The sequence below is a fragment of the Rhizorhabdus sp. P4_G5 genome (assembly GCF_056401065.1).
Map to the genome: position 1 here is coordinate 240,348 of NZ_JBFUKB010000003.1, position 20,335 is coordinate 260,682.

At 65.0% G+C, this 20,335-nt stretch carries 23 protein-coding genes; 8 read left to right on the plus strand and 15 right to left on the minus strand.

Annotated features, from left to right (window positions below):
* Positions 1-7: 7 nt before the first annotated feature.
* The 4 genes from AC1DQK_RS05425 to AC1DQK_RS05440 all read right to left on the minus strand — a co-directional run bounded on the left by AC1DQK_RS05425 (position 8) and on the right by AC1DQK_RS05440 (position 4,600).
* Positions 8-1,177: a GGDEF domain-containing protein gene (locus AC1DQK_RS05425; protein WP_477868192.1), complete on the minus strand. Its 1,170-nt coding sequence runs from the start codon at positions 1,175-1,177 to the stop codon at positions 8-10.
* A 285-nt stretch (positions 1,178-1,462) separates the two neighbouring features.
* Positions 1,463-3,310: a M2 family metallopeptidase gene (locus tag AC1DQK_RS05430; protein WP_477868194.1), complete on the minus strand. Its 1,848-nt coding sequence runs from the start codon at positions 3,308-3,310 to the stop codon at positions 1,463-1,465.
* Positions 3,311-3,399: 89 nt separating this feature from the next.
* Entirely contained in the window at positions 3,400-4,176 is a 777-nt protein-coding gene (locus AC1DQK_RS05435; RefSeq protein ID WP_477868196.1) for an alpha/beta fold hydrolase, read from the minus strand.
* The gene (locus tag AC1DQK_RS05440; protein WP_477868198.1) at positions 4,157-4,600 is read right to left on the minus strand and encodes a GFA family protein; all 444 of its coding nucleotides are present in this window, start codon (positions 4,598-4,600) and stop codon (positions 4,157-4,159) included. Before AC1DQK_RS05440 ends, AC1DQK_RS05435 begins: the two co-directional genes overlap by 20 nt.
* Positions 4,601-4,699: 99 nt before the next feature.
* Here AC1DQK_RS05440 and AC1DQK_RS05445 point away from each other — a divergent pair, with 99 nt between their 5' ends.
* Positions 4,700-5,032: a hypothetical protein gene (locus AC1DQK_RS05445; RefSeq protein WP_477868200.1), complete on the plus strand. Its 333-nt coding sequence runs from the start codon at positions 4,700-4,702 to the stop codon at positions 5,030-5,032.
* 219 nt (positions 5,033-5,251) lie between these two features.
* On the opposite strand, the gene AC1DQK_RS05450 is transcribed toward AC1DQK_RS05445, so the two are convergent.
* From AC1DQK_RS05450 to AC1DQK_RS05495, 10 genes are all read right to left on the minus strand, one after another.
* A complete protein-coding gene (locus tag AC1DQK_RS05450) occupies positions 5,252-6,277 on the minus strand; it encodes an aspartate-semialdehyde dehydrogenase (protein ID WP_477868202.1) in 1,026 nt (341 codons plus the stop codon).
* A gap of 180 nt (positions 6,278-6,457) precedes the next feature.
* Entirely contained in the window at positions 6,458-6,847 is a 390-nt protein-coding gene (rplS, locus tag AC1DQK_RS05455; protein ID WP_340314310.1) for a 50S ribosomal protein L19, read from the minus strand.
* A gap of 3 nt (positions 6,848-6,850) precedes the next feature.
* Entirely contained in the window at positions 6,851-7,591 is a 741-nt protein-coding gene (trmD, locus tag AC1DQK_RS05460) for a tRNA (guanosine(37)-N1)-methyltransferase TrmD (protein WP_477868205.1), read from the minus strand.
* Positions 7,588-7,968 (minus strand): PIN domain-containing protein, encoded by a 381-nt coding sequence (locus AC1DQK_RS05465; protein WP_477868207.1) that lies wholly within the window; start codon positions 7,966-7,968, stop codon positions 7,588-7,590. Before AC1DQK_RS05465 ends, trmD begins: the two co-directional genes overlap by 4 nt.
* Positions 7,965-8,264, minus strand: a complete 300-nt coding sequence (locus AC1DQK_RS05470) for a hypothetical protein (protein WP_477868209.1) — start codon at positions 8,262-8,264, stop codon at positions 7,965-7,967. Before AC1DQK_RS05470 ends, AC1DQK_RS05465 begins: the two co-directional genes overlap by 4 nt.
* Positions 8,265-8,345: 81 nt before the next feature.
* The gene (locus tag AC1DQK_RS05475; RefSeq protein WP_477868211.1) at positions 8,346-8,624 is read right to left on the minus strand and encodes a hypothetical protein; all 279 of its coding nucleotides are present in this window, start codon (positions 8,622-8,624) and stop codon (positions 8,346-8,348) included.
* Positions 8,621-9,094, minus strand: a complete 474-nt coding sequence (gene rimM, locus AC1DQK_RS05480) for a ribosome maturation factor RimM (RefSeq protein WP_477868213.1) — start codon at positions 9,092-9,094, stop codon at positions 8,621-8,623. Before rimM ends, AC1DQK_RS05475 begins: the two co-directional genes overlap by 4 nt.
* Before the next feature lie 6 nt (positions 9,095-9,100).
* Positions 9,101-9,526 carry a 30S ribosomal protein S16 gene (gene rpsP / locus AC1DQK_RS05485; RefSeq protein ID WP_477868215.1) on the minus strand — a complete coding sequence of 142 codons (426 nt, stop codon included), beginning with the start codon at positions 9,524-9,526 and terminating at the stop codon, positions 9,101-9,103.
* 36 nt (positions 9,527-9,562) lie between these two features.
* The gene (gene ffh / locus AC1DQK_RS05490; protein ID WP_477868217.1) at positions 9,563-11,038 is read right to left on the minus strand and encodes a signal recognition particle protein; all 1,476 of its coding nucleotides are present in this window, start codon (positions 11,036-11,038) and stop codon (positions 9,563-9,565) included.
* A 282-nt stretch (positions 11,039-11,320) separates the two neighbouring features.
* The gene (locus AC1DQK_RS05495; protein WP_477868219.1) at positions 11,321-12,916 is read right to left on the minus strand and encodes an isocitrate lyase; all 1,596 of its coding nucleotides are present in this window, start codon (positions 12,914-12,916) and stop codon (positions 11,321-11,323) included.
* Between the two features lie 198 nt (positions 12,917-13,114).
* Here AC1DQK_RS05495 and AC1DQK_RS05500 point away from each other — a divergent pair, with 198 nt between their 5' ends.
* From AC1DQK_RS05500 to AC1DQK_RS05525, 6 genes are all read left to right on the plus strand, one after another.
* Positions 13,115-13,357: a DUF2171 domain-containing protein gene (locus AC1DQK_RS05500; protein WP_477868221.1), complete on the plus strand. Its 243-nt coding sequence runs from the start codon at positions 13,115-13,117 to the stop codon at positions 13,355-13,357.
* Positions 13,358-13,450: 93 nt separating this feature from the next.
* Positions 13,451-15,097: a putative bifunctional diguanylate cyclase/phosphodiesterase gene (locus AC1DQK_RS05505; protein WP_477868223.1), complete on the plus strand. Its 1,647-nt coding sequence runs from the start codon at positions 13,451-13,453 to the stop codon at positions 15,095-15,097.
* An 84-nt stretch (positions 15,098-15,181) separates the two neighbouring features.
* A complete protein-coding gene (gene dapF, locus AC1DQK_RS05510; protein WP_477868225.1) occupies positions 15,182-15,988 on the plus strand; it encodes a diaminopimelate epimerase in 807 nt (268 codons plus the stop codon).
* Positions 15,985-17,244 carry a tRNA (N(6)-L-threonylcarbamoyladenosine(37)-C(2))-methylthiotransferase MtaB gene (mtaB, locus tag AC1DQK_RS05515; protein ID WP_477868227.1) on the plus strand — a complete coding sequence of 420 codons (1,260 nt, stop codon included), beginning with the start codon at positions 15,985-15,987 and terminating at the stop codon, positions 17,242-17,244. Before dapF ends, mtaB begins: the two co-directional genes overlap by 4 nt.
* Positions 17,241-18,176 carry a signal recognition particle-docking protein FtsY gene (gene ftsY, locus AC1DQK_RS05520; protein ID WP_477868229.1) on the plus strand — a complete coding sequence of 312 codons (936 nt, stop codon included), beginning with the start codon at positions 17,241-17,243 and terminating at the stop codon, positions 18,174-18,176. The genes mtaB and ftsY overlap by 4 nt, the downstream gene beginning before the upstream one ends.
* On the plus strand, positions 18,176-18,787 hold the full coding sequence (locus AC1DQK_RS05525) for an inner membrane-spanning protein YciB (RefSeq protein WP_477869240.1): 612 nt from the start codon (positions 18,176-18,178) through the stop codon (positions 18,785-18,787). The genes ftsY and AC1DQK_RS05525 overlap by 1 nt, the downstream gene beginning before the upstream one ends.
* A gap of 127 nt (positions 18,788-18,914) precedes the next feature.
* Here AC1DQK_RS05525 and AC1DQK_RS05530 read toward each other — a convergent pair whose 3' ends face one another.
* Positions 18,915-19,544, minus strand: coding sequence for a superoxide dismutase (locus tag AC1DQK_RS05530; RefSeq protein WP_477868231.1), 630 nt, complete (start codon positions 19,542-19,544; stop codon positions 18,915-18,917).
* A gap of 203 nt (positions 19,545-19,747) precedes the next feature.
* Between AC1DQK_RS05530 and AC1DQK_RS05535 the strand changes: the two genes are divergently transcribed.
* Entirely contained in the window at positions 19,748-20,314 is a 567-nt protein-coding gene (locus tag AC1DQK_RS05535; RefSeq protein WP_477868233.1) for a urate hydroxylase PuuD, read from the plus strand.
* Positions 20,315-20,335: the final 21 nt, after the last annotated feature.

The following is a 20,335-nucleotide window of genomic DNA, read 5'->3' on the forward strand; positions in this document are numbered from 1 at the left end:
ACCCCCGCTAAATCGTTTCTTCCAGTTCCTCGGCGCTCGTCACGCGGTCCCGGCCGTCGAGTTTGGAACGATAGAGCGCCCGGTCTGCGCGTGCGAGCAGGGCGGCCAGCGAGATGTCGCCCGGACGCAGACCGGTCACGCCGAAGCTGGCGGTCATCGTGATCCTGGCGGGGCCGTCGACCGGCATCGCGGCGATGTCGCGACGGATGCGCTCGACGACGTCCAGCGCGTTCTGGGCGCGGGTGTTGACGAGCAGCAGCGCGAACTCCTCGCCCCCTATCCGGCCGATCAGGTCGCCGCGCCGGATAAGGCGTTCGAGTCTGGTCGCAAAATGGCGCAGCGCCCGATCGCCGTTATTATGGCCGTGGCGGTCGTTGATCGCCTTGAAGTTGTCGATGTCGGCGACCACCACGGCGAGCGGTTGGCGCTGGCGCTGGGCGTTGCGGATCGCCCGCTCGGCAGAATCCTCGAAGCCGCGGCGATTATAGATGCCGGTCAATATGTCGGAGGTCGCCAGCTGCCGCATGGTCTCCGCCAGGTCCGCCGCGACCAGGAAGACCGAAAAGATGCCCACGCCGATGAAGGCCAGCGGATAGAGCAGCAATAGCAGGGTGTGGACGATCATCAGGCTTTCGCTATAGCCGGCGGGGCCTTCGCCAAGCGTGACCCCCGCAGCTGCGAAGTCGATCGCGGCGAACATGATCAGCATCATCGCGACCGATCGCTCGGGCGGCGGGGCGGCCTTCAACGACCGCGCGACATTGGCGGCGCTGATCACCAGCATCGCGCCGCCAAAGAACAGCCACGCCGCTTCGCGCACGCCGCGATGATGGATGGCGAAGGTCAGGCCGGTGATCAGCACTCCTGCGGCGCATGCCGCGAGCAGCAGCGGCAGCAGCCGCGCGCTCGCACGCGCTCGTGCGACGAAGCCGACCGCGATCAGCGCGTTCGAGAGGCAGCTCAGGCCGGCGACAAGCGCGAACAGCAAGAGGTCGTCGGCCGCATAGAGCCGCATCAGCAAGCTGAAGAACCACTGTCCGGTGGCGATGGCAAATGCGATCGCCCAGATCAGTGCATGGCGCGGCCTGCCGAAGCTGTACCACGCGATCAGCATCACCGCCGCGAGCATCGCAGCGATGAAGGTCAACGCAATGATGTGGACCATCGCTGCCGTCATCGAGTCCCAAACACAACAAAGCCGAACGGCAAAGGCAGAACACGCCTTCGACGGTCGACACAATTCGATGTCGAATGGATCGCTGCACTGCAGCAGGCGGTTACAAAAGGCAATAGTCTACAACGAGTGCCACGCTCCGTTTCCGGTCATTCGCGCCATTTTGGAGTTTATTTCTGAAAGATTCCAGTGTTTCGCCCCTGCAGCAGTCAACCGTTTCTTGGCCAGTTCGAGTTCCAGGTCGCGGAAGCGGGCCGCTGCCGAATCGCTCCGGCAGCGGCTTCTTGCTCACCAGCCGCAGCGCTGTCCCTTGTTCTGCGCGTTGAGCCACCCGATCAGTGGCTTGAAATAGGCAAGCATTGCGGAGCCGTCGATCCGACGGCTGCCGGTGAACGCCTCGAGCGCGTCGGGCCAGGGCTTCGATGCCCCCATCGCCAGCATCGCGTTCAGTTTTTCGCCGACCTGCTTGTTGCCATAGAAGGAACAGCGATGCAGCGGTCCCTTCCAGCCGGCCTGGTCGCACGCGGCCTTGTAGAACTGGAACTGGAGGATGCGGGCCAGGAAGTAACGCGCATAGGGCGTGTTTCCCGGAATATGATATTTGGCGCCGGGATCGAACGCGTCGGCGTCGCGCGCCACCGGCGGGGTGATCCCCTGATATTGCAGGCGCAGGTCGGTCCACGCCTTCTCGTAGTTCGCCGGCTGGATCGCGCCGCTGAATACGCCCCAGCGCCATTTGTCCATCAGCAGCCCGAACGGCAGAAACGCTACCTTGTCCATCGCCTGGCGCAGCAGCAGGCCGATATCCTTGTCCGCGCTCGGCACGGAGGCGGGGTCGAGCAGGCCGATCTTCACCAGATAATCGGGCGTGATCGACAGCGCGACGAAATCCCCGATCGCCTCATGAAAGCCGTCATTGGCACCGTTCATGTAGAGATAGGGCTGCTTGTTGTAGGCGCGCTGATAATAGTTATGGCCGAGCTCGTGGTGGATCGTGACGAAGTCGTCCGACACCAGCTTCGTGCACATCTTGATGCGCAGATCGTCCTTGTTGTCGATATCCCAGGCGGAGGCGTGGCAGACGACTTCGCGATCACGCGGCTTGGTGATCTGCGATCGCGTCCAGAAGGTCTCGGGCAGCGGTGCGAACCCCAGCGACGAATAGAAGCCCTCGCCCGTCCGGACCATCTTCACCGGATCATATTTCTTCGCGACCAGCAGGTCGCCGATGTCGTAGCCGATGTCGCCGGCGCCCTTCGGCGCGACGACATCATAGATGTTGCCCCATTCCTGCGCCCACATATTGCCGAGCAGGTCGGCGCGGATCGGTCCGGTCTTCGCCTGGACGGCGTCGCCATATTTCGCGTTGAGCCGGGCACGGGTGTAGCAGTGGAGCGCGTCGTAGAGCGGCTTCACCTGGACCCAGAGCTTGTCCATCATCCTGGCGAAGTCGTCGGCGGGCATGTCGTAGCCCGCACGCCACATTGCCCCCAGATCCTTGTAGCCGAGATCGACCGCGCCCTTGTTCGCGATCTCGACCAGCTTGGCATAGTCGCCCTTCATCGGCCGGCCGACATTGTCGTGCCAGCTGACCCACATCTCCCTGAGTTCCGCCGGGTTGCGGTTCTTGCCCATCTCTGCCTCGATATCCGAGCCGTCGATGTCCTGGCCGCGCAGGGTCCCCCTGCCCTTGCCATAAGCGGACTGGAGCCGCGTCGCGATGTCGTTGAGCTCGCGGGCCGCGCCGGGCGTGTCGGGCGCGGGCAGGGTGATGCTCTGCTTCAGCATGTCGAGCTTGCGGCGGGTGTCGTAGCTCAGCCCCTTGAGCTCGTCGAAGCGCGCCGCGCCCTTGGCGAGGCGCACCTGCATCTCGGTCTGGTCGGCGCCGACCTTCGCGTTGACCGCGTCGGTATCGTCGGTGATGTAGGTGGCGTTGATCCAGGCCACCTGCGCTGCGAAGATGCCGTAGTCGTCGAGCTCCTTTTCGGCGGCCGCGACGAAGGCGTCCGCATCGGCCGTGGTGGCAGGCGCGGCAAGCGGGGCGGCTGCGCCGGGACCTTGCGCGGCGGCAGGTGCGGTCGCCAGCAGGACAGCGAGAGCAAGCGCGGACGATGCCGCCTTGATTGCAGATTTCATGGAATGATCCCTCGGTGAAGCGGTTGTGCTGACAGCATTGTCACCAGCCACCGGGGAACGGTCAAGCAGTGTATTGGCCCGCTGATACGCTATCGAAACCAGTCTGCGACCGCATCGCCGAACTGCGGCAGCGTCACCACGCTCATATGATTGCCCGGCACCTCGACCAGCGCGGCATTGGGCAGCGCATCGGCCAGCGCCCGTGCCGAGCCATTGTCGCGGTCCTCGGCACCTGTCAGGATCAGGATCGGCAGTTCGAACTCGGTGAGTGCCGCGCGCGGGATCGCGGGGAAGTGATCGAGCAGCAGGAGCAGCGCCCTGGCATCGCCGCCGGTGGTCTTGAGAAAGGCCTCGGCCATCCATTCCGACGAGAATTTCTGATGGGTGCCGGCGCCTTCCAGCACCGAGCGGAAGAATTCCACCCGGTCGCCGAGATCGAGCAGCCCCTCGAGTCCCATGCCCGCAAGCATCGCCCTGGCCGGACGAGCGCCGCGCAACAGCATGCGCGCGGCGGTGCGGGCGCCGAGCGAGTAGCCGCCGAGATCGTAGCTGCCGGGCGCGAGCCCCAGCTGTTCGATTAGCGCCAGATTGTCATTGGCGAGGATGTCGTGGCTGTAGCCGCCGGCGTCGTGCGGCTTCGCGCTTTCGCCATGCGCGCGCAGATCGGGCATGATCACCCGCCGCCCTTGCGCCACTAGTTTGGCGGCATGGCCATAGCGTATCCAGTTGGTGGCGGCGTTCGAGAACAGCCCGTGAATCAGGATCAGCGGCCGCGCATCGGCCGCCCCCATCTCGTGCCATGCCATCGCCGCGCCGTCGGCGCCCGCGAAGCTGTGGGTGGTGATCTCAGTCGGGGAGTTTGCCAACGGCCTTCATCCAGCGGTCGACGATCGCCGCATTGTCGCCGGTGCGGTAGCGCGGCAGGCCGCGCGTGTCGATCCACGCCTCGTGCAGCCCCTCCGCACCGCTATGATGCGACGGCGCGAAGCGCGACGGATCGTCGAAGCTGCCGATCGTGAGGTCGCAATTCTCGCTGTCCGGAAACTCGAACCCAAGTGGCGTGCCGCAGGTCGAGCAGAATGGCCGGCGCGCGATCGGCGAGCTGTGGTAGAAGTCGGGCTCGCTTTCCCACCGCACTGCCGTCTTCTTCAGGTTGAGGAAGGCGATCGAGACGCCGCCGGTGGCGCGCTGGCACATCCGGCAATGGCAGAGATAGGCCTCCGCCGAGTCGATGTCGGCGCGGTAGCGGATGCGGCCGCATTGGCAGCCGCCGGTCATGGTTTCGCTCATCCGGCCAAGATGGACCGAAATCGCGCCGCTCGTAAATCGAGCTTGGGCGAGATGCCCCGTCCGTGGGATAGTCGCAGCGATATTTCGAAAGGCATGGCCATGACCAAGACGATGCAATTTTCGCTCGCACCCGAAAAGCTTTGGCAGGCGATCAACCCGTGGACCTTATATCAGCAGGGCGCGCGGTTCGGCCTGATCAACATCGATCTGGGCCAGACGCCCCATCCAGAGATCGAGCAGGAGATACTGGACGAGGTGGGCAGCTACGGCCGCCAGCTCGGCCGGATCGGCGACGCGATCGAGATATTGATCAAATATGCGGATCTGTCGCGAATGGATGATGAGGAGAAGGAGGCGATTAAGATCCTCGAAGGTCAGCTCGCGCAGGTGAGCCAGATCAAGCGGCGCGGACAGGCGAAACCCTCCGCATAGCGCCGCGCCTCGGCTGTCGTGCGGATCGCCGGCGCGCCGAGGGCTGAGCAGCGGTGAGAGCGCGATGATCGCGATGGGCGACCATCATTGGGGTTGGCAGGCGGATGCGGAAATCTCGTCCTCGTAACCCCTGCGAAAGCCGGGATCTCCCTTCCCCCTTTGTAGGGAGAAGGAAGACAGATTCCAGCTTTCGCAGGAATGACGCCAAGGGTCCGCTGCCTATCCCTTCTTCAGGTGACGTCGGCCGAGCAGCTCGGCGATCTGGACCGCGTTGAGCGCGGCACCCTTGCGCAGATTGTCGGAGACGCACCACAGCACCAGGCCGTTTTCCACCGTCGGATCCTCGCGGACGCGGCTGACGAAGGTGGCGAAGTCGCCGACGCACTCGACCGGGGTGACGTAGCCGCCGTCCTCGCGCTTGTCGACGAGCATCACCCCGGGCGCCTCGCGCAGGATCTTCTGCGCGTCCTGGGCCGGCAGCTCATTTTCGAACTCGATGTTGATCGCTTCGGAATGGCCGACGAACACGGGTACGCGGACGCAGGTGGCGACGACCTTGACCTTGGGGTCCAGGATCTTCTTGGTCTCGACGACCATCTTCCACTCTTCCTTGGTGAAGCCATCGTCGAGGAAGCTGTCGATGTGCGGGATCACGTTGAACGCGATCTGTTTGGTGAATTTCTTCGGCGTCGCGGGGTCGCCGACGAAGATGTTGCGGCTCTGCTCGAACAGCTCGTCCATGCCTTCCTTGCCGGCGCCCGACACCGACTGGTAGGTCGACACGACGACGCGCTTGATCGTCGCGGCATCGTGCAGCGGCTTGAGCGCGACTACCATCTGCGCGGTCGAGCAATTGGGGTTGGCGATGATGTTGCGCGCCTTGTAGCCGTCGATCGCCTCCGGGTTCACCTCGGGCACGATCAGCGGCACATCCGGGTCCATCCGGTAGAGCGAGCTGTTGTCGATCACGGTGCAGCCCGCTGCGGCTGCCTTGGGCGCATAGATCTTGGTGGCCGTCGATCCGATCGCGAACAGCGCGATGTCCCAGCCGGTGAAGTCGAAATGCTCGATATTCTGGACCTTGAGCATCTGGCCGGTCTCGCCGAACTCGATCTGGTCGCCCTGCGACCGTGCGGAGGCGAGCGCGGCGATCTCGTCGATCGGGAATTCGCGCTCGGCGAGGATGTTCAGCATTTCGCGGCCCACATTGCCGGTGGCACCCGCGACGACGACACGATAGCCCATGATATTGTCTTCCTTGTTAAGGCGTCATCCCGGCGGAGGCCGGGATCTCAGGAGGCTGACGAGACCCCGGCCTCCGCCGGGAGACGCCTCATGTTGGTGATGAACCCGAATGGATAAACAAACGGCCGGTCTCCCTGGGGAGCCGGCCGCTTGCGAGGTTTGGTTTGGTTGCCTGGTCGATCAGGCTTCCTGGGCCTCGGCGGCCGGTTTATTGTCGCGGCGCTCCGCAATTCGCGCCGATTTACCGGTGCGGCCACGCAGATAGTATAGCTTCGCGCGACGCACGACGCCCTTGCGGACGACTTCGATCGAATCGACGTTCGGCGAATAGAGCGGGAAGACGCGCTCGACGCCCTCGCCGAAGGAAATCTTGCGCACGGTGAACGAGCTGCCCATGCCCCTGTTCGAACGCGCGATGCACACGCCTTCGTAATTCTGGACGCGGGTGCGCTCGCCTTCGACGACCTTCACGCCGACGCGGAGCGTGTCACCGGGACGGAAATCGGGAATCGACTTCGATTCCTTGAACTTGGCAATCTGCTCGGCTTCGAGCGTCTGGATGAGGTTCATGGCTCATCGCTCCTTCTTCTGTCGCCGCGCGCCAGAGGGAGACTTGACCCGAGCGCCCTCATGGCGCTCCCAAAGGTCCGGCCTCCTTAGCCTTGTATCGGTCTCGGCCATGGATTTTCGCCATGCCTCGATCCTCGCATGATCCCCAGATCGCAGCACCTCGGGGATCGTGCGCCCTTCCCACTCAGCAGGTCGGGTATAATGCGGATATTCGAGCAGCCCCGTTTCGAAGCTCTCGTCATCCCCGCTATCGGGGGCGCCCATTACCCCGGGAAGCAGCCTTATGCAAGCATCGAGCAGCACCATCGCGCCCATCTCGCCGCCCGACAATATATAGTCGCCGATCGAGACCGGCTCGATCGGCCGCGCCTCGAACAACCGCTCGTCGATTCCCTCGAAACGGCCGCAGAGAATCGTGACGCCGGGGCCGGCGGCGATTTCGCGCACGCGCGCCTGGGTAAGCGGAGCGCCACGCGGCGTCATCGCGAGAACCGGAGAGTCCGGCTGGCGATCGAGGGCGTGATCGACCGCACGCGCGAGGATGTCGGCGCGCATCACCATGCCCGCCCCGCCGCCCGCAGGCGTGTCATCGACCGAGCGATGCCTGTCGGTGGTGAAGTCGCGGATCTGGACCGGCTCGCATGCCCATTTGCCCTGGGCGAGCGCGCGGCCCGCCAGCGAGACGCCGAGCGGGCCAGGGAACATCTCGGGATAGAGGGTGAGGATGGTGGCGGCGAAGGTCATGCCGGCAAAGTCCAGTTCTCAACCTTTAGACCGGGCACGTCCGCGAAGTGCGCCACATTGTCCGTAACAACGACAAGCTCGTGCGACAGGGCATGCGCGGCGATCAGCCGGTCATAGCTGGCGCGCCGAAATGGGAGCGACGCATAGGTCATCGCCGCCTTCAGGTCGAAATCTAGCACCGGGACTTCTTCGAGAAATGCTTTTAGCTGCTCCAAGGCAGGCGGCTTTCCCTGTGCCGAGCCATAGGCGACTTCGGCCAGCGCGATGGCGGAGGTGACTAGGTCACCGTCGTCGCATTCGGCGGCGCGGGCGCGCAGCACATGCCCGGACGCCATCGCAAGGCGGATGATGATGTTCGAATCGAGGAGATATTTCACCCGCGTTCGTCACCCGCGTCGTCAGCTCCCCATAGCGGCCGTTCGTCGAACGTCCGATCGGCCGCATCGATGAGCTGCAGGTCGGTGGCCGAACCCCACACCTTGTCGATCGCGAACTTCCGCTTCGGCGTTTCGACGGGCCAGAACTCGTAATGCTGGTTGTCCTCAACCCTGAGTTCCATTTCGACGCCGGGTTCAAGCCCGAGCCCTGCCGGCAAACGCAGCGCCAGGGAATTGCCCGACTTGAAGGTGCGCGTCCGAAGATGCTTGATTTCCCGCGGCTTCAGCTCCGGCATTGAGCCAGCAATGCTTTCCACAGAGATTCGCTTTACTTCCGTCACGGCTTATTATCCCGATGTATATACAACGCGTATATACTACAGAACCCGCTTCGCGACAATGTCTGTGCAGATCGCCAGCAGCGCCCCCGCGACGAGCAGCATCGCCAGCATAACGCCCCATCCACCGATCATGAAGGCATCCCGCGTCATCAGCAGCGCGCCGAACAGGATCGCCGGCGGCAGCACCACCTGCGCGGTGGCGGCGGCGAAGCGGACCTGGAGCGGCAGGCCGCGCTTGCGCGTGCGCACCACGCCATAGGCGATGATCACCAGATAGACCGCGCCGATGGTCAGGAAGATGGCGGCAGGGTTCATTCGACGAACTCCGGGTCGATCAGCAGGCGATCGGGCTCGATCGTGACGGCCTTTGCGACGGGGACCATGAAGCGCTTGCCGTCGGGCTTCTCGATCTCGAGCACGTCGCCGGCACCGAAATCGTCGATCATGACCGCCGTGCCGACCGGCTCGCCCGCGGCAAGGCAGGGCAGGCCGATCAGGTCGACATGATAATATTCGCCTTCGCCAAGTGGCGGGAGCGCCGACCGCGCTACACCGAGCTCGGTGCCGCGCAGCGCCTCGGCGGCGTTACGGTCGGTGACCTCGGCGAAGCGCGCAACGGCGCCCGCCCCGGCTGGCCGGAGCGATTTGAGCGTGAAGGTTCGCCCGGCGCCCGAAAGCGACGGATAGGCCTTGAGGTCCTCGCTCAGCAGCTTGAGCCGCACCTCGCCCGTCACGCCATGTGCGCCGATGATGACGGCCAGCGTGATCGGGCGATCGGCGGTCATGCCGGCTTAAGCCTCGCTGCTTTCCTCGACAGCGGCTTCCTCGGCGGGAGCTTCCTCGGCGACTGGCGCCGGAGCTGCGGCCGCCTCGGCAGCGGCGTCGAGCTTGGCCTGGCGCTCCTCGGCACGCTCCTTGGCCTTCTCGCCGGGGACGCCCTTGTTCGGGTTGCTGCGGGCAGGGCGTTCCTTGACGCCGGCGGCGTCGAAGAAGCGGGCGACGCGATCGGTCGGCTGTGCGCCGACCGACAGCCAATGCTTGGCGCGCTCGGTGTCGAGCACGACGCGGTTGGCGTCATCCTTGGCGAGCAGCGGGTTGTACGACCCGATCTTCTCGATGAAGGCGCCGTCGCGCGGGCTGCGCGAATTGGCGACGACGATACGATAATAAGGACGCTTCTTGGCGCCACCACGGGCGAGACGGATCGATACGGACATTCGGGAAGTTCCTTTCTGGTAATCTGACGTAAGTGCTTATTTCTTCTTCATGAAATTCTGGAAACCGGGGGGCAGGCCCTGGGGATTGCCGGGCAGGCCGGGAAGACCGCCGCCGCCCGCCATCGGCGGCATGCCGCCGCCCCCGCCGAGCAGGCCGCCCAAGCCGCCGCCCCCGCCGCCGCCGAGCAGCGCGCCGAGACCCTTGAGGCCGCCCATCTTCTTCATCTTCTTCATCACCGTCGACATCTCCTGGTGCATCTTCAGGAGCTTGTTGACGTCCTGCACCGTGGTGCCGGAGCCCTTGGCGACGCGGATCTTGCGCTTGGCGTTGAGCAGTTCGGGGCGGGTGCGTTCCTTGGGCGTCATCGATCCGATGATCGCGTCCATCCGCACCAGCACCTTGTCGTCGGCCGCGCCCGACGCCATCGCCTGCTTGACCTGCTTGATGCCGGGCAGCATCGCGGCGAGCCCCGAAAGCCCGCCCATCCGCGACATCTGGCGCAGCTGGTTGCGGAGGTCGTTCATGTCGAACAGCCCCTTGGCCATCCGCGCGGCCATTGCCTCGGCCTCTTCGACCTTGATCGTCTCGGCGGCGCGCTCGACCAGGCTGACGACGTCGCCCATGCCGAGGATGCGGCCGGCGACGCGGCTCGGCTGGAACAGCTCGATGCCGTCCAGTTTCTCGCCGGTGCCGACGAACTTGATCGGCTTGCCGGTGACCGCGCGCATCGACAGGGCGGCACCACCGCGGGCGTCGCCGTCCATCCGGGTCAGCACGACGCCGGTCAGCGGCACCTGCTCGGAAAAGCTGCGGGCGACGTTGACGGCATCCTGGCCGGTCAGCGCATCGACGACGAGCAGGATCTCCTCGGGGTCGGCGACGCCGGCGACCGCCTTCATCTCCTCCATCAGCGCCTGGTCGACATGGAGCCGGCCCGCGGTATCGAGGATCAGGACGTCATAGCCCTGGAGCTTGGCCGACTGGAGCGCTCGCCGCGCGATATCAACCGGCTGCTGGCCCTGGACGATCGGCAGGGTGGTGACCGAGGTCTGGGTGCCGAGGATCGCGAGCTGTTCCTGCGCGGCCGGGCGATTGACGTCGAGCGACGCCATCATGACTTTCTTGCGGCCCTTTTCGGTGAGCCGCTTGGCGATCTTCGCGGTGGTCGTCGTCTTGCCCGAGCCCTGCAGGCCGACCATCATGATGATTGCCGGCGGACTGACATCGACATTGAGGTCCGACGCTTCCGAGCCGAGCATCTCGACCAGCGCATCATGGACGATCTTGACGACCTGCTGGCCCGGCGTGACCGAGCGCAGCACATTCTGGCCAACCGCCTGTTCGGTGACCTTGTCGACGAATTCGCGGACGACGGGCAGCGCGACATCGGCTTCGAGCAGCGCGATGCGGACCTCGCGCATCGCCTCGCGCACATCCGATTCGGAAAGCGCGCCGCGACCGCGCAAGCGGTCGAAGACCCCTCCCAGCCTTTCGCTCAGACTTTCGAACATGCACTTGCTCCTCTGCGCCGAAGCGCCGAAATTGCTGTCTTCAGGCGCAAAACGCAAAACGCGCCGACGGGCGAAACCTCGCCGGTCAGCGGGCGTCCATGGACGCGATCATTGCTTTGCTGTCTGTAAGACGAGGCGGCCTTTAGGCGCGAACCGGCGCAAAAGCAAGGATCGGCGCAGGCTCAAGCTCCTCTCCCACTTCGTGAAGGGGGGTGAATAGGAAAAGGCCCGGGCTGGAGTACCCCGGGCCTTCACCCTCTCCTGAAGCTTCGATGCTGCCGCCTATGCGGCGAACTGGTTCATCGTGTTGTGCGCGCCGCCGGCCTTGAGGGCCGCTTCGCCGGCGAAATATTCCTTATGATCGTCGCCGATGTCGGAGCCCGACATGTTCTGATGCTTCACGCAGGCGATTCCCTGGCGGATTTCCTGGCGCTGCACCCCCTTCACATAGCCGAGCATGCCGGCCTCACCGAAATATTCCCTGGCGAGGTTGTCGGTCGACAGCGCCGCGGTGTGGTAGGTCGGCAGGGTGATCAGGTGATGGAAGATGCCAGCGCGCTTCGCAGCGTCGCGCTGGAAGGTGCGGATCTTCTCGTCGGCTTCCAGGCCCAGCTCGGTGCCATCATAGTCGACGCTCATCAGCTTGGCGCGATCATAGGCCGACACATCCTTGCCCGCTTCGCTCCAGGCATCGAACACCTGCTGGCGGAAGTTGAGCGTCCAGTTGAACGAGGGCGAGTTGTTGTAGACCAGCTTTGCGTTCGGGATCACCTCGCGAATGCGGTCGACCATCGAGGCGATCTGCTCGATGTGCGGCTTCTCGGTCTCGATCCACAGCAGGTCGGCGCCATGCTGGAGCGAGGTGATGCAATCGAGCACGCAGCGGTCGGCACCGGTGCCTTCGCGGAACTGGTAAAGGTTCGACGGCAGGCGCTTCGGCTTCATCAGCTTGCCGCCGCGGTTGATCACCACGTCGCCGTTGATGCTGTTGAGATCGGTGACCTCCTCGCAGTCGAGGAAGGCGTTATACTGGTCGCCGAGATCGCCCGGCTCCTTGCTGTAGGCGATCTGCTTGGTGAGGCCGGCACCCAGCGAGTCGGTGCGGGTGACGATGATTCCATCCTCCACGCCGAGTTCGAGGAAGGCGTAGCGGCAGGCGCGGACCTTGGCGAGGAAGTCCTCGTGCGGCACGGTGACCTTGCCGTCCTGGTGGCCGCACTGCTTCTCGTCGGACACCTGGTTTTCGATCTGCAGCGCGCAGGCGCCGGCTTCGATCATCTTCTTGGCGAGCAGATAGGTCGCCTCGGCGTTGCCGAAGCCCGCGTCGATGTCGGCGATGATCGGCACGACATGCGTCTCGTAATTTTCCACGGCGTGGAGCAGCCGCTGCTCCTCGACCTGGTTGCCGGCCTCGCGCGCCTTGTCGATCTCGCGGAACATCATGCCCAGTTCGCGGGCATCGGCCTGACGCAGGAAGGTGTAGAGTTCCTCGATCAGCGCCGGAACGCTGGTCTTCTCGTGCATCGACTGGTCGGGCAGCGGGCCGAAGTCGGAGCGCAGCGCGGCGACCATCCAGCCGGACAGGTATAGGTAACGGCGCTTGGTGCTGCCGAAATGCTTCTTGATCGAGATCATCTTCTGCTGGCCGATGAAGCCGTGCCAGCAACCCAGCGACTGGGTGTAACTGGCTGGATCGGCGTCATAGGCGGCCATGTCGCGGCGCATGGTCGCCGCGGTGTGGCGTGCGATGTCGAGGCCAGTCTGGAAGCGGTTCTGCAAGCGCATGCGGGCAACCGACTCGGCGTCGATGCCATCCCAGCTGCCATTATAGCTGCGGATCAGCTGCTGCGTCTGGTTGATCTGATCTTGATAGGTCATCGCGGTGTCCTCGTGCTGTTGTAAGCGTCAGACACCCGAAAACCGCCAATGTCAGCACCGGCACGCCAAAAAATAAGGTGGTCTCGTCAGGTGCGTAGCTGCCTTGTTTTGAAAGCTTGTAAATATCTTACATCATGCGGCGGAGACTTCTGCGTCCCTGCGCGTTCGAAGCGGCATCCCAAAAGACAGGAGAATGTCATGGCCGATCTTTCGCGCATCAAGGAGCATATGGAGGTCATCGGCGCCGATGGCGTCCATGTCGGCACCGTCGATCATGTCGACGGCGACCGTATCAAGCTCACCAAGGCGGATAGCGGCCAAGGCAGTCACCGCGGCCATCATCATTATGTCCCGGGTGGCTTGGTCGCCGAAATCGAGGGCGACAGCGTCCGGCTGACGGCCAAAGCCGATGTCGCGGTCATGTTCGAGGAGGAGGCCTGACAGCGCGCGCCTGACCCGAGCGTTTTCTGCCGCGTTAAACTATTGGCAATCTAGCTTGCCTAGGCTGCGTCTTCGTTGAAATCCGGAGGCGTAATGAAAGGCAGGGCGATCAAGGAGGGCACGCAAGCGGGTCCGCCCGAAGATCGTCGCGACCTGCTGGCCGCCGGCGTGAGCGTTGCCGCGACCTTGCTCGTGATCGCCTCCGGCTGGTCGGTCGTCGCGTCGGTCTATCGATCGCTGCGCGGCGGCCTCTCGGTTTCCGACAATATCCTGGTATCGGTGTTGCTGCTCAACGTCGCGCTGACCGTCCTGGGCTGGCGGCGCTATCGGGCGCTCAAGCACGAGGTCGCGTTGCGCCGTGCCGCGGAGGCGCGCGCCAGCGAACTCGCGACCAGCGATCCGCTCACCGGCCTGCTCAACCGCCGTGCGCTGGGCGAAGGCGGCGCGCGGATGATCGAGTCCACGCTGACGCGCCAGCGCGCCGTCGCGATGCTGATGGTCGACCTCGACCATTTCAAGGCGATCAACGACCTGCACGGCCATATGGCCGGCGATCAGCTGCTGCGCGCCGCTGCCGAGGCGATGATGGCGCCACTGCCCCCGCACGCCATCGCAGCGCGGCTCGGTGGCGACGAGTTCGCCTGCGCCTTTCCGTTCGATCCGGCCATGGCCGCGGCGGTCGACAGCGTTGCTGACGCGATCCTCGCCCGCATGGCCGAACCATTCCTGGTCGGCGGGGTTGAAGTGCAGATCGGCGCGTCGATGGGCATAGCCCGTACCGAGGCGGGCTGTCGCACCATCGATACGCTGATGCGGCGATCGGATATCGCGCTCTACGCGGCCAAGCGCGCCGGGCGGAACCGCCGTGCCTGGTTCGACGGCAGCATGGAACGCGAGCTCGAGCTGCGCAACGAGATCGAGCTCGGCCTGCGTGCCGGCATTCCGACCGGCCAGATCGTGCCATGGTTCGAGCAGCAGGTCGACCTCGCCACCGGCACCCTGCTCGGCTTCGAGCTGCTTGCCCGCTGGGAGCATCCCGAACATGGGCTGATCGAGCCCTCGGCTTTCATCCCGATTGCCGAGGAATCCGGGCTGATCGGCGAATTGTCGATGTCGTTGATCCGCAGCGCGCTCGAAGAGGCGCGGCATTGGCATCCGGCTCTGCTGCTCGGCGTCAATATCAGCCCGGCGCAGATGCGCGATCCCTGGCTGGCGCAGAAGATCGTCAAGCTGCTGCTCGAGATGAATTTTCCCGCCGAGCGGCTCGAGATCGAGATCACCGAGGCGGCGCTGCTGGAAAATCTCGGCTTCGCCAGCTCGATCATTGGCAGCCTCAAGAACCAGGGCATCCGGGTCGCCCTCGACGATTTCGGAACCGGCTATTCCAGTCTGACCCATCTGCGGGCGTTGCCGCTCGATCGAATCAAGATCGACCGGAGCTTCGTGATGCGGATGGCGCGCGATCCGGAAGCGGCCGCGCTGGTGCGGATGATCATCTCGCTGGCCGACAGCCTCGGCATCGCCGCGATGGCAGAAGGCGTCGAAACCGGCGAGATCCACAGGATGCTGACCGGTCTCGGCTGCACGACGGGCCAGGGCTGGCATTTCGGGCGCGCCATCCCGGCCCGTGCCACCCGCGCCCTGCTCGCCGAGCGCGGGCTTCTGATCGCGGCAAGCCCCAGCGCGGTTGCTGGTGAAGTGGTGTCGATGCGCCAGGGCCGAAAGCGGCTCGCTTCGTAGAGCTGAAGCCGCAGCAGGCCTGGCGCCGCACGAAGTTCCCCGCCTTATGGACTTGCCCTGCGCTAGTCCCTAAATCGCGCGGCGATGATGGTCCGCTTTCACAAGATGCATGGTCTCGGCAATGATTTCGTCGTGATCGATGCGCGCGACCGCCCGGTGGAGATCACCGAGGCGCGCGCGCGCGCGCTCGCCGACCGCCGGACTGGAATCGGGTGCGACCAGCTGATCCTGCTCGAGCCGTCGGCGATAGCCGATGCGCGGATGCGGATTTTCAATGCCGATGGCGGTGAGGTCGAGGCGTGCGGCAACGCCACGCGCTGCGTGGTCAGCCTGCTCGGCGGCAGCGCGACCATCGAGACGCTCGGCGGGCTGCTGGGCGGACGCAGCGACGGTGGCACGGTGTCGGTCGAACTGGAGGCGCCGCGGTTCGACTGGGACGCCATCCCGCTGGCCTATGCGATGGACACGCGGGCAATGCCGGTCGCCTGGGAGGATCTCACCGCACCCATGGCCGCCAATGTCGGCAATCCGCACGTGATCTTCTTCGTTCCCGAATGCGATGCGATCGAGCTCGACCGGCTCGGCCCGCTGATAGAGACCGACCCGCTGTTCCCGGCGCGGATCAACGTCAATGTCGCAACGGTCGACGACCGGTCGAACATCCGCCTGCGGGTGTGGGAGCGCGGCGTCGGCCTTACCGACGCCTGCGGCACCGGCGCCTGCGCGACGGCGGTGTCGGCGATCCGCGCGGGTCTCGTCGATACGCCGGTGAAGGTGACCCTCCCCGGCGGCCCGCTGGTCATCGACTGGGCGCCCGGCGGCAGGATCACCATGTCGGGCCCGGCCACCCATGTGTTCACCGCGGAAGCGGAGCTGAGCGCCTTCGGATGAGCGGTCCCGAGCTGATCACGCTGGGCTGCCGGCTCAACATCGCCGAGAGCGAGACGATGCGGGCGCTGGCGGCCGACGGCGACGACCTGATCATCGTCAACAGCTGCGCGGTTACGGCGGAAGCGGTCAAGCAGGCGCGCAAGGCGATCCGGCAGGCGGCACGGCGCAGGCCCGAGGCGCGGATCGTCGTCACCGGCTGCGCTGCGCAGATCGAGCCCGCCAGCTTCGCGGCGATGCCCGAAGTGGCGCGGGTGATCGGCAATGCGGAAAAGGGCCGCCCCGACCTGTTCGGCTTCGAGCGCTCGGATGCCGCCGATATCCATGTCTCCGACATCATGGCGCTGCGCGAGACCGCGCCGCACATGGCGTCTGCCTTCACCGGCCATGCCCGCGCCTTTGTCGAGGTGCAGAATGGCTGCGACCACCGCTGCACCTTCTGCGTGATCCCTTATGGCCGCGGCAACAGCCGCTCGGTGCCGGCCGGTATCGTCGTCGAGCGGATCAAGGCCCTGGTCGAGCAAGGCCATGAAGAGGTGGTGCTGACCGGAGTCGACCTCACCAGCTATGGCCCCGACCTGCCGGGCGCGCCGACGCTGGGGATGCTGGTCGAGCGAATTCTGGCGCATGTGCCGGATCTCCGTCGGCTGCGCCTCTCGTCGCTCGATTCGATCGAGATCGACGACCGGCTGTTCGCGCTGGTGACGGGCGAGGCGCGGATCATGCCGCACCTTCACCTTTCGCTGCAGGCCGGCGACGACATGATCCTCAAGCGGATGAAGCGCCGGCACAGCCGGGGCCAAGCAGTGGCGATGATCGAGCGGCTGAAGGCGGCGCGGCCCGGCATCGCAATCGGCGCGGACCTGATCGCCGGCTTCCCGACCGAAGACGATGCGATGGCGGCGAATACCGCGGCGCTGATCGACGATTGCGACATCGTGTTCGGCCATGTCTTCCCTTATTCGCCGCGCAGCGGGACGCCGGCGGCACGGATGCCCCAGCTCGACCACGCGACGATCCGGCGCCGGGCGGCCCATTTGCGCGAACGGGCGCAGGCGCGGCAGGCGGCGTGGCTCGCCACCCTCGTCGGCAGCGAGCAGTCAGTGCTGGCCGAGCGCGGCGGCGCCGGTCATGCGGCCAATTTCGCGCGGGTGCGTTTCGAAGGCGAACCGCCTGAACCGGGGCGCGTCCTATCCACCATCATCACCGGCATCGATGCCGATGGCCTCAAGGGAAGATCCGCAGGCATGGCCGCATGAGCGACAAGCGCTGGCACGAGAAACTGTTTGGCGGCTTCCGCAAGACCTCCGACCGCCTGGGCGAGAACCTCACCGGCCTGTTCGGCAAGGCGGCGCTCGACGCCGCCACGCTCGACGAGATCGAGGAGGCGCTGATCGCGTCGGACCTCGGCCCGGTCACCTCCCGCCGCATTCGCGACCGGCTGGCCGGCGAGATGTTCGAGAAGGGGTTGGATGAGCGCGCGTTGCGCGAGATCGTCGCGCAGGAGATCGAGAAGGTGCTGGCGCCGGTCGCCAAGCCGCTGGAGATCGAGGCTTTCCCGCGCCCGCAGGTGATCCTGGTCATCGGCGTCAACGGATCCGGCAAGACCACCACGATCGCCAAGCTCGCCCACTGGCTCAAGGAGCAGGACTATGCGGTGATGCTGGTCGCGGGCGACACCTTCCGCGCTGCCGCGATCGGCCAGCTCAAGGTCTGGGCCGAGCGGGTCGGCGTACCGATCATCACCGGCAGCGAGGGCGGCGATGCCGCGGGCCTCGTGTTCGAGGGCGTCAAGCAGGGCACCGAAAAGGGCATCGACGTGCTGATCGTCGATACCGCCGGTCGCCTGCAGAACAAGACTGGCCTTATGGACGAGCTTGCCAAGATCAGGCGGGTGCTCGGCCGGCTGAACCCCGCGGCGCCGCACGACGTTCTGCTGGTGCTCGATGCGACCACCGGCCAGAACGGGCTGAGCCAGATCGAGATCTTCAAGGAGACGGCGGGCGTGACCGGCCTGATCATGACCAAGCTGGACGGCACCGCGCGGGGCGGCGTGCTGGTGGCCGCGGCCGAGCGCTACGGCATGCCGGTCCATGCGATCGGGCTCGGCGAAGGGGTCGACGATCTCAAGCCGTTCGACCCGGCGGAAGTTGCGCGCGCGATCGCGGGCCTGGAGAGGATCGGCAAGTGATGGGCGATGTGGCGTTGAAGAAATCCGAGCCCGGCGCGGGCATGCGGCTGGCGATCGATCTCGGGCCGCTGGTGGTCTATCTGCTGACCTATTGGCTCAGCAAGGACGTCATGATGTCGACCGGCGTCTTCATGGGCGCCACGCTGGTCGCGGTAATCGCCTCCTGGGCGATCTACCGGAAGGTATCGGCGCTGCTGCTGTTCTCGGGCGTGATGGTGCTGGGGTTCGGTGGGCTCACGCTGTGGCTGCACGACCCGAAGTTCATCCAGATGAAGCCGACCGCTTATTATCTGCTGGTCGCCGCCATCCTGGCGTTCGGGCTGCTCACCGGGCGGCCCACCATCAAGACGGTGCTCGGCCATGCCTATCCCGGTCTTACCGACCTCGGCTGGACCAAGCTCACCCGGAACTGGGCGCTCTTCTTCGTCGCAATGGCGATCGCCAACGAACTGGTCTGGCGCTCGACCAGCATGTCGTTCTGGCTCGGCTATAAATTATGGGGCGCGATGCCGGCCACGCTGTTGTTCGCGCTGGCCAATGTACCGATGCTGATGAAGCATGGACTGAACGCGGAAAAGGCCGAGGACGTCGCCCTGCCGCCGCAGGGATAGAGCATCGTGCGAGAAATCTGACGCATTCACAACAGCCGTCGCTGGGGGACGTGGTGAGATGATTCAGATTTCAGGCACGACGCTGTAGAGCGCGCCCTCTCCCCGAAGGGAGAGGCAGGCGGCGACATCAGGCTGCGATCTGATCGCCGCGCCGGACGGCATCACCCTCGATGTTCCGTGAGACGAAGTCCCAGTTGATAACCTGGCCGAGTACGGCCTCGGCGAACTTCGGGCGCTCGTTGCGATAGTCGATATAATAAGCGTGCTCCCACACATCGAGCGTAAGCAGCGGCGTGATGCCATCCTGGCCGATCGGGACGTCGCCATCGTGGAGCGAAGTGGTTTTCAGCGCATCGCCGGCGAGGACAAGCCATGCCCAGCCGCTGCCGAAATGGCCGGTCGCCTCGTCCGCCAGCTTCTCGATCATGGCCTCGTGCGATCCGAAGCTGGCATCGACCAGCTTCGCCAAGGCAGCCGACGGCCTGGTCGAGCCGGCGGGTGCGAGGCATTGCCAGAAGAAGTCGTGGTTCCAGATCTGGCCCGCATTGTTGGACAGTGGCTTGTCCCCGCTGCTCTTGGCGAGCGCGATGACCTCGACCAGCGACTTGCCGCCCAGGCCCTTCTCGTCGATCCAGCCATTGACCTTGTCGACATAGGCCTGGTGGTGCTTGCCATGATGATAGTCGAAGCTCTCGGCGGACAGCACCGGTTCGAGCGCCGCCTTGTCGAACGGCAGCGGGTGAAGCGAGAACGCCATAGTGAAACTCCTTGGTCGTCATGGGGATGGAACCACAACGGGTGCCGGGCCACGCAGGTCCCTGTTCCGAGGAATTTCGTCGGATTTCCGAGCCGCAGCACCGATCTTTATCATAACATGTGACAAACGAACTCGGGATTCCTACAGTGTGCGCCGAAGCGATCCGCAGGCCAAGGGAGCGGACGCAACCGCAGGGGAACGCTATGGACAAGTTTTTCGGTAATCTACATCTGGTGCTCGTCGTCGGACTCGTCGCCGCGATCGCGCTGATCGCCTATATTCACCCTGACCAGACGTTGCTGGTGAACTATGTGCTGCGCTGGCTGCACGTCTTCTTCGGCATAACCTGGATCGGCCTGCTCTACTATTTCAACTTCGTGCAGATCCCGACTATGCCGACCGTACCGGCCGAGCTGAAGCCCGGTGTCTCCAAATATATCGCGCCCAAGGCCCTGTTCTTCTTCCGCTGGGGCGCGGCGTTCACGGTGCTGACGGGCCTCGCGGTCGCGCATGTCACCGGCTATCTGATCGAAGCGCTGACGCTGCAGCCTGATTACCGGCTGATCGGCATCGGCATGTGGCTGGCGCTGATCATGGCGTTCAACGTCTGGTTCCTGATCTGGCCTGCCCAGAAGAAGGCGCTGGGGCTGGTCGAGGCCGACGCCGATACCAAGGCCAAGGCGGCGAAGACCGCGATGATCTTCTCGCGCACCAACACGCTGCTGTCGATCCCGATGCTTTATGCGATGACCAACGCCAATCTCGGCTGATCATTTATCAGCAATAGCGGA

Excerpts from the sequence above, each read along its gene's own strand:
- AC1DQK_RS05500 (WP_477868221.1), top strand. The coding sequence starts at position 13,115 with ATGGCCGATCTTTCGCGCATCAAGGAGCATATGGAGGTCATCGGCGCC.
- AC1DQK_RS05495 (WP_477868219.1), bottom strand. The coding sequence starts at position 12,916 with ATGACCTATCAAGATCAGATCAACCAGACGCAGCAGCTGATCCGCAGC.
- ffh (WP_477868217.1), bottom strand. The coding sequence starts at position 11,038 with ATGTTCGAAAGTCTGAGCGAAAGGCTGGGAGGGGTCTTCGACCGCTTG.
- ftsY (WP_477868229.1), top strand. The coding sequence starts at position 17,241 with ATGAGCGACAAGCGCTGGCACGAGAAACTGTTTGGCGGCTTCCGCAAG.
- mtaB (WP_477868227.1), top strand. The coding sequence starts at position 15,985 with ATGAGCGGTCCCGAGCTGATCACGCTGGGCTGCCGGCTCAACATCGCC.
- AC1DQK_RS05450 (WP_477868202.1), bottom strand. The coding sequence starts at position 6,277 with ATGGGCTATCGTGTCGTCGTCGCGGGTGCCACCGGCAATGTGGGCCGC.
- AC1DQK_RS05445 (WP_477868200.1), top strand. The coding sequence starts at position 4,700 with ATGACCAAGACGATGCAATTTTCGCTCGCACCCGAAAAGCTTTGGCAG.
- AC1DQK_RS05425 (WP_477868192.1), bottom strand. The coding sequence starts at position 1,177 with ATGACGGCAGCGATGGTCCACATCATTGCGTTGACCTTCATCGCTGCG.
- AC1DQK_RS05470 (WP_477868209.1), bottom strand. The coding sequence starts at position 8,264 with ATGCCGGAGCTGAAGCCGCGGGAAATCAAGCATCTTCGGACGCGCACC.
- AC1DQK_RS05440 (WP_477868198.1), bottom strand. The coding sequence starts at position 4,600 with ATGAGCGAAACCATGACCGGCGGCTGCCAATGCGGCCGCATCCGCTAC.
- AC1DQK_RS05525 (WP_477869240.1), top strand. The coding sequence starts at position 18,176 with ATGGGCGATGTGGCGTTGAAGAAATCCGAGCCCGGCGCGGGCATGCGG.
- AC1DQK_RS05530 (WP_477868231.1), bottom strand. The coding sequence starts at position 19,544 with ATGGCGTTCTCGCTTCACCCGCTGCCGTTCGACAAGGCGGCGCTCGAA.
- dapF (WP_477868225.1), top strand. The coding sequence starts at position 15,182 with ATGATGGTCCGCTTTCACAAGATGCATGGTCTCGGCAATGATTTCGTC.
- trmD (WP_477868205.1), bottom strand. The coding sequence starts at position 7,591 with ATGACCTTCGCCGCCACCATCCTCACCCTCTATCCCGAGATGTTCCCT.
- AC1DQK_RS05430 (WP_477868194.1), bottom strand. The coding sequence starts at position 3,310 with ATGAAATCTGCAATCAAGGCGGCATCGTCCGCGCTTGCTCTCGCTGTC.
- rimM (WP_477868213.1), bottom strand. The coding sequence starts at position 9,094 with ATGACCGCCGATCGCCCGATCACGCTGGCCGTCATCATCGGCGCACAT.
- rplS (WP_340314310.1), bottom strand. The coding sequence starts at position 6,847 with ATGAACCTCATCCAGACGCTCGAAGCCGAGCAGATTGCCAAGTTCAAG.
- AC1DQK_RS05505 (WP_477868223.1), top strand. The coding sequence starts at position 13,451 with ATGAAAGGCAGGGCGATCAAGGAGGGCACGCAAGCGGGTCCGCCCGAA.
- AC1DQK_RS05475 (WP_477868211.1), bottom strand. The coding sequence starts at position 8,624 with ATGAACCCTGCCGCCATCTTCCTGACCATCGGCGCGGTCTATCTGGTG.
- rpsP (WP_477868215.1), bottom strand. The coding sequence starts at position 9,526 with ATGTCCGTATCGATCCGTCTCGCCCGTGGTGGCGCCAAGAAGCGTCCT.
- AC1DQK_RS05535 (WP_477868233.1), top strand. The coding sequence starts at position 19,748 with ATGGACAAGTTTTTCGGTAATCTACATCTGGTGCTCGTCGTCGGACTC.